The sequence below is a fragment of the Nocardia spumae genome (assembly GCF_020733635.1).
In the GTDB taxonomy this organism is placed as follows: domain Bacteria; phylum Actinomycetota; class Actinomycetes; order Mycobacteriales; family Mycobacteriaceae; genus Nocardia; species Nocardia spumae.
In genome coordinates, this window is the sequence record NZ_JAJFZL010000001.1 from 5,450,959 (window position 1) to 5,466,039 (window position 15,081).

Here is a 15,081-nt window from a genome sequence, read left to right on the forward strand (position 1 = left end):
GGCTTCCACTCATACCGACACCTGCCGGAGCACCGGTGAGCGGCGCGCGCCCGCGCCCGCGGTCTGCGGTGTACTGCCGATCGCCTCCGCCCGGTCCTGTCGTGCCGGGCCGAGTACCTTGCCGCGGCCGATGCGGTTGAGCGCATCCCGCATGAACATCTCACCGCGACGTTCCTCCGGCACGGTGCGGCCCGGTCCGCTCGGCGGCGAGGTCTCCTCCCGCAGCACCTGCAGCAGGAACGGGGTCTCCTCCAGATCGACGCCGAGCCACTGCAAACTGTTGCGCGCCAGGGTTTCGTCGCGCTGCCGGAAGACGAAGCGGTTCGGGATCAGGTTGTGCGCCGCGCCCTGGAAGTCGGTCGCGGGATCGTGGGAGGCCAAACCGATGGCGGCCAGGTGCTTTCGGCCGTCGCGGCTGAAATCGGAGGTCACGGCGGAACCGACGTGGGTCTGGGTGAAGTGATGCGCCTCGTCACCGACGAGCAGTCCGAACCGGCCGTTGTCGGACAGGTACGCCTCCCGTGCGGCCACACCCACCAGCTCGTACAGTGCGGTGCCCAGTCGCTTGGTCAGCGGTAGCCGGTTGTAGAGGTGCGGGGTGGTCAGCTCCTCGGCCGTCGGCAGCGCCAGATTGTGGCTGCGCACCACGGTGGCGGCGGCGTCGAGCCGCAGCGCCGGCAGCGTCGGGTCGAACAGCACCGGGACCCGATCCAGAATGGTGCCCAGACGCGCGGCCAGATCCGCGAATTCCTCACCACTACCGCTGTCGCGCAGCCGGCAGACCACATTGTGCAGGTCCAGCATGCTGCGGATGCCGTGCTCGGCGATGCCGCGGGGCGTCAGCAGACCGCTCATCGCCGCACCGGCGCCACTGGTCGGCGACAGATCCAGCAGCGGCAGAATGGAATCCAGCGTCCGCTCACCCGCGACCCGGGGCGCGAACAACCGCAGCGGATCGAGCGAGACGGTGGGATTGCTCAGGTCGATGACGACGGCGTCGTCGATGGAGGCGGCGAAGTACTCCCACTCCCCCACCTGACTGCGGTCGATGGCGAGGAACTGCCCGCCCATATCGTGCACGAGCACGGCCATCAATTTCAGGAAATACGATTTGCCCGAACCCAATTCGCCGGTGACCGCGAACGAGGCGGACAGGTCGTGCAGCGCCGCCTCCATGATCCCGAAATGGATGGGCTCGAAATTGCCCGACAGCAGGTTCACCCCGATGACGGGACCGCTGTCGTCACCGATCTGACTGGTGGTGAACGGCACGAAACCCGACCACATATCCGAGGGCAGGATATGGGCGAAGTCGTCGAAGGCGCGCCGCTGCGGACTGCCCGGAATCATCATCGACCACAGATCGACCTGAGCGCCCAGCGGTGCGGTCATTTCGACCTGGAACCGCTTGTAGCGGCGTTTGAGGGTGTTGACGGCGTCCATCGTGGTCTCGTGGGATGCGCTGCCGACCGCGATCACCGTCGTGAACGACACCTCGGATTCACCACTGTTGACCTCGAAGTGGTGGTTGTATTCGGCGAGCATCGCCGCCTTGGACATCAGGGTGTTCTGCGCGAACGAGATCTCCTGATCGCGCTGATCCATCTGTTCGCCGAGGCGGCGCAGATTCAGTTCGTTGCTCTTGAGCACGGTCTCGGCCGGCTTGGTGGAGACCCGCATCGCCCAGTCCACCGTGACGTCGTCGAGCCCTTCGAGCACACTGAGGAACTCGCTGCCACCGGGAAAGGGCATACCGCCGTAGGGAAATGCGTGCGGCGTCAGCATGGCCTGATAGGACGGCCGGAATTCGTAGTCGGGCTGGACCACCTTGATCACCGGCACGAAGGACGGGCGAACCCGGCGGTTGCTGTCGGCCTGGGCGCCCTCGTCCAGTGCGGCGGAACGGAATACCGCGGCGGTGGCGTCGTCGATCACCCCGGCACGCGTGGGCGCGACCGGATCACCCGCGGCGCCGCGCGACAGATAGTGCTCCCACAGCCATTGGAAGATCGCGGCCGGCACCGGAATCGGATCGAAGTCGCCACCGATCCGGGACAGGATCTCGTTGGCCTTCTCGTCGTACCCGTCGAGCGTTTCCCGCGAAATCGACGATACGTCGACCGACGCGGAACCGCCCCGCCACATTTGTGACAGGCCGGAGATGCCCGCGCCCGCGTTTCCCACCGGAATACTCAGCAGGAATATCCGCGTCTGCGGGAGAATCGCCTGCACTCGCTCGTAGGAAGCGACCACTTCGAGTGCGTAGTCCTCACATTCGTCGAGATCGACACCCTCGACCATCTTGCTGAGCACGTCCAGCGTATTGAGCCGGGCCTGGATTCCCAGCAGCAGCGAACCGGCGGGCAGGCTGTTCACCAGCGCGTGGTGTGCCGATTTCACGTTGTACTTGTCGCCCGAACGGCGCAGTCCGTAGCCGAGGGGGCTGATGAAATACGTGGCGGTCACCAGGCCCGAGTGGGTGAATTGGAGATTTCCGCGCACGGCCGCGGTCGGCTGCAGATCGCGAACGAATGCCATCAGCCACGCTCCCCGGCCGGCACATTCTCGTTCTCGTCCTTCGCCAACGTCTTACTCCATCTGTCGAGCACATTCCCGAGCATCGTGGGTGCCTGCAGCGATTTCCCGGTACCGGCCTCGCGCGCTCGGTCGGGCAGGATCACCACGATGCTCTCCTCCACGTACATGGTGTGCCGGGCGGATTCGGAGGTCACCGGAATTCCGGAGGCGGACACCGGCTTCCGGAACAGGATCATCCGTCCGACCCACATCAGCCGGGACGTCAGCCGCACGCCGGTGTACGGAATCAGGCCGATGCCGAACACCACCGCGACCGTGAGCGCCACACCGACCAGAAAGGTCACCGCCGGATTGACCGGCAATGCCATCGCCAGAACCGAGGCGATCAGGATCACCGCGACGCCCGCGATGATCTGCGGCAGGGTATACGGCCCGAACGGGAGTTTCTGCCCGTTCTGGGCCTTGCCGATCATGATGGGGACACGTTTGATCGGCGTGTAGACCTTGATCAGCTCAGTGGCCATACACTCCACCGACCGGCTGATCGGGGACGATGCGGTTGGAGTCCACCCGGGCGTAGTTCACCACGGTCGGCAGGATCCAGAACAGGATCGCGGCGACGACGGCCGATGCGGCGACGCCGAGCACCTTGCCGGGGGACAGTTTCGATTTCACCCCCTCGGAGATCAGCAGGGCCATACCCGCGATCGCGATGATGATGATGCCTGCCCAGCGCACGAATTGCAGAATGTTGTAGAGGATGTAGCCGAGTTGACTTCCCATGACGCCGTCCTTTCCGGATCAGTTCTGTGTCGCCGGTGGGACCGAGACCGCGGTTGACGGCGCGGTGGTCGGAGTGCCGGAAGCGGACGCCGAGGCGGAGTCCCGCGCCTGTCCGCCGGAGACGACCGCAATCGGAGTGTGCAGGGCCGGAAGGGCATCCATAGCCTGCACCTGCCACTGTCCCGAGCTGCGGATCATCGTGAGCGGATATGCCAGCGTCGGAGCCGGGCCCGCGCCGGTCTTCGGATTGATGGTGGCGAGCACCTTGGCGGAGTCCGCGCTCGTACCGCAGCTCGAATCCGCCGACGACACCGTGGCCGTCTCGACGCCCGTGTACGGCGCCGGTTGCAGCGCCGCGATTCCGGAGTTGGGGGTGACGTAGCGGGCCACGTCACCGGAGCCGGTGAGATAGGCCGCGAGGAATCCGGAGGCAACCTGCGCCAGTGGGGTGTCGGTGCCGCAGGAAATGTCGTAGTTCAGCGCCAGATCGTTGCCGGGGCCGGGGGCGCCGACCGCCGACGGAAGGGACAGCGCTCGGCGGCGACCATCGGCGGCGACCGAGACCGGCACCCGGTAGTACTCGCGAAGCCCGCCCGCCGCACCGGTTTTGGCGATCCGGACCGACACCGTGACGGCCCATACGTCCAGACTCTTGGTGCCGATACTGCGCGAGGCGAATACGACGATCGGATCGGAGACCTGCCGGGCTGTGGACGGCAGCTTCATCTGCTGTGCGTTGACGTACTCGGAGAGCTTCTCCTGCTGACCGCTCGTCGCCGACAGGTAGGTCACCACGAATTCCTCGGCGAACGACTCAGCCAGCTGGGCATTCCCGACGATCGTGGTGGTGTCGGCGTCGGAGGGGCCGGGCGGCGGTGAGGAGAACCAGCTCAGGACGGCATGTCCGCCGCCGAGGACGGCCAGCACGGCGAGGACGGCGAACAGGGCATTGTCGCGGCGGCGGCGAGCGGCCATCCGGCGAAGTAACTCCTCGCCCGAATCCGCCCGTCTGCCAGCCGATGTCCGCACTCTCGAAATGGTAGAGAGCTGCACCACGCCACCTGTTTCAACTATTCCCCGGGATGGGAAATCCGCCGCCGGTACCGGACTGTCGTCAATACACCGGGCTGCGATTCATTCGATACGCGAGCCGGTGCTGAAGTTGATCGTCGTAGCCGATCGGCACCCGATGGTGGCGCGCCGCGAAGGCTTCTCGATGCGGTTCCATCATCGGGACGTCGTCGGCGACTCGCACCAATTGCGCGATGGCCAGCTGCCGGGTGGAGTAGCCGGGATAGGGATACAGCAACATCGAGGTCGGCGTGTAACCGCCGCCGTAGTTGAGCGCCCGCACGGTGACCCCCGCCGTATCCCCCGCTGCCAGCCGCCCGCTGAGTTCGATCAACCGCCCACGATCATCGGGATGGAAGACGTCCACCGGACGGAACAGGTAGTCCCAGCGCATCCACGGCGCCGGGTCGGTGAGCCAGTGCGAGATGCTGGTGCGCTCGAGTTCGATCACCGCCAGATGCGTTCCCGCCCGCCGATGCGCCTCACGCAGACCCACGCGTTCGAGGGTGGACCAGGTGGCGGGCTGGTCGTCGGAGGACACGTCCTCGATCAACCACCACGCGCCGCGGGTGCGGTCGTCGTCGCGCGCGCGGATGGTGACCCGCCACCGGCCGGGCCGGCCCGAATTGTGCGGAACCGCGACGTCGAACTGCATCTTGGCGCCGGGTTTGGGTTCATAGAGCAGATCGAGGACTTCCGAGTGACGATCGAAAGCCGTCATGCGATGGAAGACCTCGGCGATCGACATGCGGGGCACGTATTCCTGCACGTCCACACCCGGCAATCGGGTGATCCCGCTGGGCTGCTGCACGGTCTGGGAATCCAGATCCCAGATCGCGCCCACCGCGGGACGCGGCTCGGGGATCGCGGCCGCCGCCGGACCGAGCCACAACCGCAGCGCGTGCACATCACCGGCCGGACCGAAGACCGGCCGCAGTTTGAGTTCGTGATGCCCGGCCCGAGTCGGGATACGCATATCCACTTCCTCGGCCCGGCCCCGCGCCGACTGCAGCGCGTCGGCCAGCCGCGCGGTGGTGAGGCTGTCGTACACCGCGGGCATCTTCGTCAGCACCCGTTGCACAACTCGCTGCCAGCTCGCGAACTCACGCGGCGTCTCCCCCACCGATGCCACGGTCATCACATCAGGCATCAACGTCTCAATGGTTATCCATGGGATTACTGCGTCGCTTCGCATCGCGCTCGCCCGTACCAGCCGTTCCTTCCGGGAACATGACTCAGATGAGCCAGTTCGTTACCTGTTTAATGTACCGTTATGTAGCGGTTCAATCAACAGGGTTCGGCATTTTCGCAGGTAGAGGACGCGTCTACGGAAATATCGAACAGACCGGACGGCGGGTTTCATCCCACCATAGGGCGAAACCCGTTACCGTACAGGCGATTATGCGGGCCGATTGTTACGGCTATGCGTCGGCCATGACGCCGAGTACACCGGCGCCGGCCAGCACCCCGATTTCGTCGACCTCCGACGGGATGACCCGCAGACCGGTCAGGAACCCGATCCGGGCATGGGTCGCGACCGCGGCATTCAGCGGTTTCCACAGCACCGGACCGGCTTTGGCCACCGTGCCGCCCAGGACCACCAGGTCGAAGTCGAGCAGCGGCGCCACCGAAGCGATGGCCCGGCCCAGTGCCGTACCGGCACGCTGCAGAGCCTCGGTCGCCACGGTATCTCCCGCCGCGGCGGCCGCGATCAGTTCGGGCACCGTGGTGCCGCCGAAGCCCTGATTACGCGTCCAGCGCAACAGCGCCCGGCCGCCGGCGACCGCTTCGAGGCAACCGCGACCACCGCATTCACACGGATCGTCGAAACCGGGAACGAGCACATGGCCGAAATGGCCCGCGTTACCGGTACGCCCGACGACGGAGAATCCGCCGACCGAGAGGCCGGCGGTGATGCGGTCGGAGACCAGCACCGACAGCGCGTCCATCACCTCGGCGGTGGCCCCGAAGTTGCGTTCGGCCAGCGCCATGCACACACCGTCGAGACCGATCTGCACCTTCGCGGCCGGGAACAACTTGCTCACGGCATCTTTCAGGGCGAACCCGGCATGCCATTCGGGTATCTCGACCGGGGCCACCACCCCGGCGGCCATATCGATCGGGCCCGGTGAACCGATTCCGACGGCGGTGATCTCATGACCTTCGGCGGCCGCGACGAGCAGGTCGCGGCAGACCTCCCAGGTCCCGGCCGCCGGTATCGGAACACGGCGGACATCGTCTTCCTCGACATCCTCGGCCACCCGACACGCCGCGAAGCCGTCCACACCGATCTGCAGAGCCAGAACCGTCATTCAGTCACCCACCGCCACAATTGTTTCCATCCGGCGGCGCGTCCGTTACGCACCGATACCGGTCGGCCGCAGCCGATGCCCGAGCACGATACGCCGCCGCGGAGTCGGGGGCGCGGGTTCGGTACAGACCGGTCGGGCGCTCGTCCGGATGATACGGAGCGGACGTTTGTGGTCGATCGGGGCGGTGCGGTGGCGGTCCAGGTTCTCCACGATCTTGCCCGCGCTGTCGTAGGCCACTCCCGCCCAGATCATGGCGCGGGGGCCGTCACCGCGCGCGATGAGAGTCTGTGCCAGCTGGGAACATTCACCCAGCAGCGGGCAGCCGGCGCAGATTCGCACTGCCGCCCGCCAGGATTCGGGGTTGCCCACGTCGAGATCCCAGTCGTCGGGGCCGTCCGCGCAGGGTGGGCGATGGGTGCCGCGCGCCGGCGCGGGAAGAGGTGAAAGTGCTGTCGGCGCAGTGGATCCGAGGGATAGCCGACGCGGCTGGATTGTGCTCATTTCCGTCTCCGGGGATGCCGAGGACACACGTGCAACAGCGGGATACGACTCGCAGACGTGGGCCCATGGTCGGGCGGGCATCGGGGCTGCTCGACAGTCCCCGGCAACCAGCAGCGAACTGCTGTACTCGGCACGTTAACGCACGATTCGGCGCGCGGCAACCGCTTCTGCCGCTATTTAACGGCACATTGACCAAGTCGTTGCACCGATGTATCGTCAATCAACGGGACGTTTTTGTACGGTCCGTTTGTTTATGGGGTAAGTTGTGATTTCCTAAGAGGTATGGCTGTGCACTCGGAGTTCACGATCGACGAGCTGGCGCGGGCAGCAGACACCACCGTGCGCAGCGTGCGTGTGTACCACGAACGTGGGTTGTTGCCGTCACCGGAGGTGCGCGGCCGTATCGGCTATTACGGCTCGGATCATCTGGAGCGGCTGCACACGATCAGCCGTCTCCTCAGCCGGGGCATGAAGCTCAACGGCATCCGGGAGTTGCTCGAGGCGTGGGACCGTGGCGACGGTCTCGCCGATGTGCTCGGCGTGAGCGACGCGCCCGCCGATCGTGAATCCGATGCGGCACAGGAGAAGCCGGACAACGAGGACCCGCTGGCCGATCTGCCCGATTACGTGAAGCAGGCGCTGGCCGGCAGCTCCGACCCGCTGGACGCCTATCGGCTCACCAACCCGCGCTGCAGCGACCTCGCGGCACGCCTGATGGACAGCGGCGTCCCGGACACCACGGCCTTCCAGGTCGTCGAGCGGTTGCGCGCGGACTGCAATCAGATCGCCGATCGCTACGCCACCGAGATGTTCTACTGCCTCGCGGGACAGGCCTACGAGCGCTCACCGCGCGAACCCAAGGATCGTGCGCGGCTGGAGAGCGAATTGGCGATCGCCCGGCTGATCGCCACCCGGGCCGCCTCCGAACTGATCGATCAAGCCTTCGCCCGCCACGCCGAGCTGCCCGCCCCACAGAGCGATACCGCGCACTGACCGCGGCGCCGCGCCGGTTTCGGACCGCGGATCCGGCGGCCGCGGACATGCGCCCGGTCGGGCCGACTTTTCACCCGACACGTCCATCGGCGCGCGCCGGTAGGCTACGTGGATGCGACGGCCTCACCTCTTGTCCCGACGAATTCGCGGCGTCAACGCCGTGGATCGACATCTGGTCGATCGGAGCGCGGCGCTGCGCCCCAGCGCGGCGGATAACGCGCTGCGCTCACTCACCATCGCGGCCAATGCGAACCGCCTGTGGATCGTGGCGGGGGCGGCGGCGATCGCCTTCGGCACCGGCCCGCAACGACGGGCCGGGGCGCGCGGACTGGTCGCGGCGGGACTCGCCAGCGCAGTCGCCAACGGTGTTGCCAAACCGCTGTTTCCGCGACGACGCCCGCCCGCCGAGGCGGTGCCGCTGATGCGCCGGTTGATCTCGCCGCCGGTGTCCTCGTCGTTCCCCTCCGGCCACGCGGCCTCCGCCGCGGCCTTCGCGGTCGGCGTGGCCGTCGAATCCCCCGCGGCGGCGGTCGCGGTGGCGCCGGTGGCCGCCGCGGTGGCGTACTCCCGGATCCACGTGGGCGTGCACTGGCCCAGCGATGTGCTCGCCGGCATGGCGCTCGGAACGGCGATCGCGATCGGCACCCGGCGGTGGTGGGCGGTGCGCCGCGACGAGCCGGCGGCCGTCGGGGCCGCCGAACGGATCGAGCCGCTGATCGCCGGGGCGGACCTGCTGCTGGTGGCCAACCCACAGTCCGGTAGCGGTGACGGCGCCACGCTGCTGTCCGATCTGACGCGCCATCTGCCGCAGGCCGTCGTGGTGGAACTCGGTGCGGATATCGACCTCGACGCCGAAATCGACGCCCGGGTGCGCGACGGTTCCGTACGCGCACTGGGCGTACTCGGCGGCGACGGCACCGTCTCGGCCGTCGCCGAAGCCGCGGTGCGCCACGGACTTCCACTGGCGGTGTTTCCGGGTGGAACACTCAATCACTTCGCCCGCGATATCGGCGCCGACGACGCCGCCGCCACCATGACGGCGTTGACGTCCGGACGGATCGCCCGCGCCGATACCGCCCGAGTGCGCCTGGACGACGGCACCGAACGCATGGTGGTCAACACCGCCAGCCTCGGCGGCTATCCCGATTTCGTCCGGTTGCGCGAACGGTGGGAGCACCGAATCGGTAAATGGCCGGCCGCGGCGGTGGCCATGGTCTGTGTGCTGGCCCGGGCCCGGCCGCTGAACACGACCATCGACGACGTACCGGCGGCGGTGTGGATGCTGTTCGTGGGCAACGGAACCTACCGTCCCGGCGACCAGGTCCCCACCGAGCGCACCGACCTGCACGGCGCCGGTCTCGACATCCGCTTCCTCCGCGCCGATCGCCGATTCTCGCGGCTGCGGCTGATCTGGGCCTCGATCACCGGAACCCTCGGCGTCTCCCCGACCTATGTGCACCGCCGTGCGGACAAACTGCGGGTGCGGATCTGGGGATCCCCGATCTCGCTGGCCACCGACGGCGAAGTCGACACGCGCAGCAGGACTTTCGACTTCACGGGCGAACCCTCGTCGCTGGCGATCTTCCGGCGCGGCCACTCCGGCGCTTAGTCCCCGCCGCGCTCGGGCGGCACAAGGACACACCCCGTGGTATGAAATGCGCAGTTTTCATATAACGGAGGTGTCGCTTCATGACGCAGGCCGAATCCCTGTCGGCCGGCTCGGCCGACGCCGCGCTGGTGCGATTGACCGCCCACGATCGCGGCGTCCTGACCGAGCTGGTCCGACGCGCCGACACCCACGAAGGGCCCTTCGGTGAGACGGTGACCAGTAACCCCGACGGCACCCCGTGCCCGCCCCGGTCCCGCCACGCGGCGATCGTCGACGATGTCCGCCGCTACCTGATCGACCGGCAGCTATTGCTGACCCATTTCGACTGGGGCGCTTGGGCAGACGGCCATCGAACGATCCAGCGACGCGATCGGGCCACACTCGCGTCATGCACCGCCCAGCAGTGCCTGCAGTACCTGACGCTGCTGGTGCGCGCGGACCGATTCACCGAGGGCACCCTGCGTTCGGGCTTCGAGACCGGGCTGATGCAGGCGCTACTACACCGGCTGCATCAGCACACCTATCCCCGCGCGCCGCATTAGTCGCCCTGTAGCGCACGCACCCGCGCCAGGACATCCGGATACCGCTTGAGATGCGCCCCGCCGTTGAGGTCGATGGCCGCGCCGGTCATCCAGGAGCCGCGCTCGGAGGCCAGGAACGCCACCATCTCGGCGATCTCCTCCGGGCGGCCGCTGCGGCCCAGCGGCGTGTTCTCCAGGTACTCCTCGGTCAGGCCCGGAACGAAGGCGATGCCGGCGACCAGCGGGGTGTCGACCAGCCCGGGGCTGATCGCGTTGACCCGGATGCCGCGCTCGGCCAGTTCGAGCGCGGCGACCTCCACCAGCATCAGCACCCCGGCCTTGGCGGCGCAGTAGCCGGCCATCCCCGTGCCGGGCTGGCGGCCGTTGAGGGAGGCGATGCAGGTGATGGAGCCGCCGTCGGCCAGCTGCCGGCCCGCGTACTTGATCACCAGGAACGATCCGGTCAGACAGACATCGACCGTCGTCTTCCACTGCGCCAGTTCGAGTTCGGTGATCGGGCCGGGCAGCGACAGCCCCGCGCAGTTGACCACCGCGTGCAACTCCGGGGACGCGCCGAATCCGGCGGCGACCGAATCCTCGTCGGTGACGTCGAGGCGCAGCGCGGTGGCGGCATCGCCGATATCGGCCGCGACCGCCTGTGCCGCTTCCACATTCACATCGGCGACGACGATCCGGAAACCGTCGCGCGCCAGCGCGTGTGCGCTGGCACGTCCGATACCCGATCCGCCGCCGATCACCATCGCGGCCCGCGCGCTCATCGCCGCGCTCCGGGAACCGCCGCGCGCTCGGCGCCGGCCAGATGACGGGTCAGGAAATGCACCTGATGGTCGAGGGCCGCATCGAACCAGTCGTTACCGGCGAACACATCGAAGTGATCGCACGGATAGTGGCGGATTTCCGCACGCGCCGCGAATCCGGCCTTGGCCGCGGCATGGGCGGGCGCGGCCCGATCGAAGTCCGCGATCTGCATCAGCACGGGCGCGGTGATCCGCGCGGCGTGCCGGTCGGCGCGATAGTTGCCCAGTTCCAACCCGATCGCCGCGTCGACCTCGTTGCGCCAGGTCGGACCGGCCAGCGCCGTGTAGGACTCGTAATAGCCGTCGGCGGTCAGCGCGGCATGCTCCCCCGGTTTGCCGACCAGCGGCATCATCACCGGGTTGCCGCCGAAGCGTCCGGCCAGGGCGCTGCGCACGCTCGAGACCGTGGACTTCGCGAGCGCCGCACCGCCGACCTGAGCGAAGGCCACCCGGCCCGCGGCCACTCCGTTCACCAGCGGGACCACCGCGACCACCGCGCAGATGTCGGGCCGATCGGCGGCGACCGTCAACGCGTGCCCGCCCGACAGCGATATGCCCCATGCCACCAGACGGTTCGGATCCACCCCGGGTTGCTGTGCCGCCGCGGACAGCGCGGCACGGTAGTCCTGAGCCTGCGCACTCATCGAGACCCGCTGGCGCGGCGCACCCGCGGAGGCGCCGAAACCTCGGTAGTCGAAGGCGAACACGGCCAATCCCGCCGCACTCAATCGCCGCGCGAACGGTTCCAAGCCGGAATCCTTGGTGCCGCCGAATCCGTGCGCCATCACCACGACCGGGCGACCCTGCGGCCCGTCGAACGGGCTCTCCGTCGCCCCTTCGAAAAACCAGGCGTCGCACCGTATTCCGCCGGAGCCGAACTGGATTTGCCGATACGTCGTCACTGCGCCACTCCTACCGTTCGATCCGTCTCGGTGACCCGTGCCCACGGCGGCGGTCCGGAGACCCGCGCGCGCTGCGCACCGGCGGGTATCTCGCGCGCCCGCATATCGTGTTCGTAGAGGAAGTAGTCGACCTGCTGGGTGTGCCGGGCACTGGGCACCATATGGCCGGTGTAGTGCTGCTGGTCGGCGACGATCACGCGCCGCATCTCCTCCACCGCCGGCAGCCGGTAGCGGCCGACGGCGTACGCGCCGATCAGCCGCGCCTGGCATTCGACGAACGGGAACAGCGTCGGCGTGGACTGTGCGAATCCGGCGAAAACCAGGTCCTCGATCCCGGGCAGGAACATCCGCTTGTACAGATCGATCTTGTTGTCCGGTGCGCTGACGAATTCCGGGTCGAAGAACGGGAAGGTGATGTTGTATCCGGTGGCGTAGATGATGACATCGAAGTCGTCGGCCGTGCCGTCGGCGAAATGCACTGTGGCACCGTCGAATCGATCGATATTCGGCTTCGGGATGACATCACCGGAGCCCAGGCGCAGCGGCAGCTCCACCGACTGCGTCGGATGGGCCTCGAAGAATTTGTGGTTCGGCTTGGGCAGGCCGTAGTTCTCCGGACGGCCCGCGGTGAGCGGCTGGCCCCACTGGGCGATCTTGCGCTGCCACGCGAACGGGATGTACGGGCTGGTGCGGTAGTACTTGTCGGCCGGGCGGCCGGCGATGTACTTGGGCACGATCCAGGCGCCGGAGCGCGTCGACAGCGTCAGTTTGTTGCCCAGCGCCTTGGACGACAGCTCGACGGCGATATCGGCCGCGCTGTTGCCGAGCCCGACCACCAGGATGCGCTGATCGGAGAAATCCATCGGGGTGCGCGGATCGATGTAGTGGTGGGCGTGCATGGTGCGCCCGGTGAATTCTCCGGGGAACTCCGGATACCGCGGGTCCCAGTGATGCCCGTTGGCGACGACGAGAAAGTCGAAGTGCCGCAACTCGTTTCGCTGCGTGCGCAATTCCCAGCCGCCGCCGGGAAGACGGCGCGCGTGTTCGACGCCGTTGCCGAATTCGATGGACCGGTACAGATCGAAGGCCGCGCAATAGTCGTCGAGGTACTGCTTGATCTGGGTGTGGTGCGGGAAGTCGGGGAACTCCTCGGGCATCGGGAAGTCCCGGAACGACAGCTGATGTTTCGACGTGTCGATGTGCAGTGAGCGGTAGGCGCTGCTGTGCCCGTTCGGATTGCCGAAGGCCCAGTTGCCACCGACCCGATCCGACGATTCGAAACACACGTACGGGATCCCGTAGTCGCCGAGCATCTTGCCGGCGGTCAACCCGCTGATTCCGGCGCCGATCACCGCGGTACGCGGTTGATACATCACCTCTCCTTTCACACCGATCCGTGAGTAGACAGATTTACAATTGTGTCTACGAGTAGACACATTCTCAGATGTGTCCACAGATTGCTAGGGTTTTCTGGAAACCGGGCGCGGACGATCCGGAAGGGCACGCGGTGAAAGGGGCGGCGAATGACCGAAACGACGACCACGACGGTGGCCGACCGTCTCCTGGGGGCCACTCAGAAGCTGCTGGCCGCCAAGGGAATTCGCGCCACTACCATGATGGAGGTAGCCGAGGAGGCAGGAGTCTCCCGAGCCTGGCTGTACCGCCATTTCGCGGATAAACAAGCCCTGATCGGCGCGGCGATCGTGCGCCTGACCGACACCTGGTGGAACGACGCCCGCACCGAACTCGACACCATCGACAGCTTCGCCGACCAGCTCACCGTCGGCGTGCGGATCGGCCGCGGCGCCTACGACGATCCGGGCGCGCTGCTCATGCGGCTGCGCACCGTCGAACCGGAGGAATTCAGCGCGTGCGCGGGCGCCGGCGTCGCCGCGCTGGTCCCCGCACTGGCCGCCTTCTGGCGCCCCTACGTCGATCGCGCCGCCGCGCGCGGCGAGATCCATCCCGGCCACGACCGCGCCGAAGTGGCGGAATGGGTGGCCCGGATCCTGATCAGCCTCGGCACCGTCTCCGGCGACACGATCGACCCCGACGACGGCGCGACGGTCGGCCGTCAACTGCGCACCTATCTGCTGCCCGCCTTGCGCAGCGCCCCCGCCGGCGCCGACGATCCGGGCCGTTCCGCCCGATAACCAGACCCGGCCGGGCTGCCACACCACCCGATCGACACCGCTTGCCCCGCACGTGGGGGCACGTATTCGGCTGTCCATCTCTCAGCCAAATGGAAAATGGAAATCATTTCCGTTAGTCTCTGATCTCGCTCCATCGGGGCCGCACAGGCCGCAGCACAGAACAGGGATTCCATGAACAAGATCACCCGCATGACCGTCACGGCGATGACGGTGGTGGGCGCGTTGGGCGCCGGTTCGACCTACGCATCGGCTACGCCCGCAACCGCGGCGGGCCACGTCCTGAGCACCGAGATCATGCCGGGAGTGCACTACACCAGCTCCACCGCGGACCAGTCCGTCGTCATCGAGACCGGCACCGCCACACTCGTCACCGCGGGCGGACAATTTCAGGTGCGCGACGCCTCGGGTGCCACGGTAGCGGGAGTCGCGGACTTCGCCACCGAGCCCAAGGCGCTGGAGGCTGTTCACGCCGCACCCGAAGTACAGGCGGCGGCACGCGCGGCGACGCCAGATCTCCACCTCGACAACATCGACGGCGATCCGCAGACCGAACGATTCGACACCGCGATTCAGGCCGCTATCAACGAGTTCGGGCTGGCCACCTCCGTCGGAACCATGAGCGGTGGCCTCATCGGCGCCGCGGTCGGCTGCGGCGTCGGCGCCGTAGCGGGCGCGGTCTTCGGCGCGCCCGTCCTCGACGCCGCCGGACTCACCCTCATCGCGGGCTGCCTCGCCGGTGCGGGCGTCCTGGGCGGTCTGGGCGCCATCGTCGGTGCCGCGATCCTCGGCGTCCCCGTCGGCATCGCGTCCGCGATCAAGTTCCAGCACACCATGAATCAGCCGTACGAACAGCACGACGGCGACAGCCACTGAGATCGGC

The 15,081-nt window shown here is 67.5% G+C and carries 15 protein-coding genes; 5 read left to right on the forward strand and 10 right to left on the reverse strand.

Translation table 11 applies throughout. From position 1 onward, the window contains the following. Positions 1 to 9 precede the first annotated feature (9 nt). The 7 genes from LKD76_RS24390 to LKD76_RS24420 all read right to left on the reverse strand — a co-directional run bounded on the left by LKD76_RS24390 (position 10) and on the right by LKD76_RS24420 (position 7,205). Entirely contained in the window at positions 10 to 2,538 is a 2,529-nt protein-coding gene (locus LKD76_RS24390) for an ATP-binding protein (protein ID WP_227983754.1), read from the reverse strand. Next, on the reverse strand, positions 2,538 to 3,062 hold the full coding sequence (locus LKD76_RS24395; protein ID WP_227983755.1) for a hypothetical protein: 525 nt from the start codon (positions 3,060 to 3,062) through the stop codon (positions 2,538 to 2,540). The genes LKD76_RS24390 and LKD76_RS24395 overlap by 1 nt, the downstream gene beginning before the upstream one ends. Further along, entirely contained in the window at positions 3,052 to 3,321 is a 270-nt protein-coding gene (locus tag LKD76_RS24400; protein WP_227983756.1) for a hypothetical protein, read from the reverse strand. The genes LKD76_RS24395 and LKD76_RS24400 overlap by 11 nt, the downstream gene beginning before the upstream one ends. Positions 3,322 to 3,339: 18 nt before the next feature. After that, positions 3,340 to 4,296: a conjugal transfer protein gene (locus tag LKD76_RS24405; protein ID WP_227983757.1), complete on the reverse strand. Its 957-nt coding sequence runs from the start codon at positions 4,294 to 4,296 to the stop codon at positions 3,340 to 3,342. A gap of 139 nt (positions 4,297 to 4,435) precedes the next feature. After that, the gene (locus tag LKD76_RS24410) at positions 4,436 to 5,587 is read right to left on the reverse strand and encodes a GAF domain-containing protein (RefSeq protein ID WP_227983758.1); all 1,152 of its coding nucleotides are present in this window, start codon (positions 5,585 to 5,587) and stop codon (positions 4,436 to 4,438) included. Positions 5,588 to 5,813: 226 nt separating this feature from the next. After that, complete coding sequence (locus tag LKD76_RS24415) at positions 5,814 to 6,704, reverse strand: ROK family protein (RefSeq protein WP_227983759.1); 891 nt, start codon at positions 6,702 to 6,704, stop codon at positions 5,814 to 5,816. A 45-nt stretch (positions 6,705 to 6,749) separates the two neighbouring features. After that, complete coding sequence (locus LKD76_RS24420) at positions 6,750 to 7,205, reverse strand: hypothetical protein (protein ID WP_227983760.1); 456 nt, start codon at positions 7,203 to 7,205, stop codon at positions 6,750 to 6,752. A gap of 282 nt (positions 7,206 to 7,487) precedes the next feature. Between LKD76_RS24420 and LKD76_RS24425 the strand changes: the two genes are divergently transcribed. From LKD76_RS24425 to LKD76_RS24435, 3 genes are all read left to right on the forward strand, one after another. Further along, a complete protein-coding gene (locus LKD76_RS24425) occupies positions 7,488 to 8,198 on the forward strand; it encodes a MerR family transcriptional regulator (RefSeq protein WP_227983761.1) in 711 nt (236 codons plus the stop codon). 112 nt (positions 8,199 to 8,310) lie between these two features. Then, positions 8,311 to 9,807, forward strand: a complete 1,497-nt coding sequence (locus LKD76_RS24430) for a phosphatase PAP2 family protein (RefSeq protein ID WP_227983762.1) — start codon at positions 8,311 to 8,313, stop codon at positions 9,805 to 9,807. A gap of 80 nt (positions 9,808 to 9,887) precedes the next feature. Beyond that, complete coding sequence (locus LKD76_RS24435) at positions 9,888 to 10,349, forward strand: DUF6508 domain-containing protein (RefSeq protein ID WP_227983763.1); 462 nt, start codon at positions 9,888 to 9,890, stop codon at positions 10,347 to 10,349. On the opposite strand, the gene LKD76_RS24440 is transcribed toward LKD76_RS24435, so the two are convergent. From LKD76_RS24440 to LKD76_RS24450, 3 genes are read right to left on the reverse strand one after another with little or no spacing between them, the layout of a single operon-like run. Continuing rightward, positions 10,346 to 11,107: an SDR family NAD(P)-dependent oxidoreductase gene (locus LKD76_RS24440; protein WP_227983764.1), complete on the reverse strand. Its 762-nt coding sequence runs from the start codon at positions 11,105 to 11,107 to the stop codon at positions 10,346 to 10,348. The two genes, LKD76_RS24435 and LKD76_RS24440, sit on opposite strands and share 4 nt — an antisense overlap. Next, positions 11,104 to 12,048, reverse strand: a complete 945-nt coding sequence (locus LKD76_RS24445; RefSeq protein ID WP_227983765.1) for an alpha/beta hydrolase — start codon at positions 12,046 to 12,048, stop codon at positions 11,104 to 11,106. Before LKD76_RS24445 ends, LKD76_RS24440 begins: the two co-directional genes overlap by 4 nt. Continuing rightward, complete coding sequence (locus LKD76_RS24450) at positions 12,045 to 13,421, reverse strand: flavin-containing monooxygenase (protein ID WP_227983766.1); 1,377 nt, start codon at positions 13,419 to 13,421, stop codon at positions 12,045 to 12,047. Before LKD76_RS24450 ends, LKD76_RS24445 begins: the two co-directional genes overlap by 4 nt. A gap of 150 nt (positions 13,422 to 13,571) precedes the next feature. Between LKD76_RS24450 and LKD76_RS24455 the strand changes: the two genes are divergently transcribed. Together LKD76_RS24455 and LKD76_RS24460 are read left to right on the forward strand one after the other, a co-directional pair. Continuing rightward, entirely contained in the window at positions 13,572 to 14,201 is a 630-nt protein-coding gene (locus tag LKD76_RS24455) for a TetR/AcrR family transcriptional regulator (protein ID WP_227983767.1), read from the forward strand. 171 nt (positions 14,202 to 14,372) lie between these two features. After that, positions 14,373 to 15,074, forward strand: a complete 702-nt coding sequence (locus LKD76_RS24460) for a DUF8020 domain-containing protein (protein ID WP_227983768.1) — start codon at positions 14,373 to 14,375, stop codon at positions 15,072 to 15,074. The last annotated feature ends 7 nt before the right edge of the window (positions 15,075 to 15,081 follow it).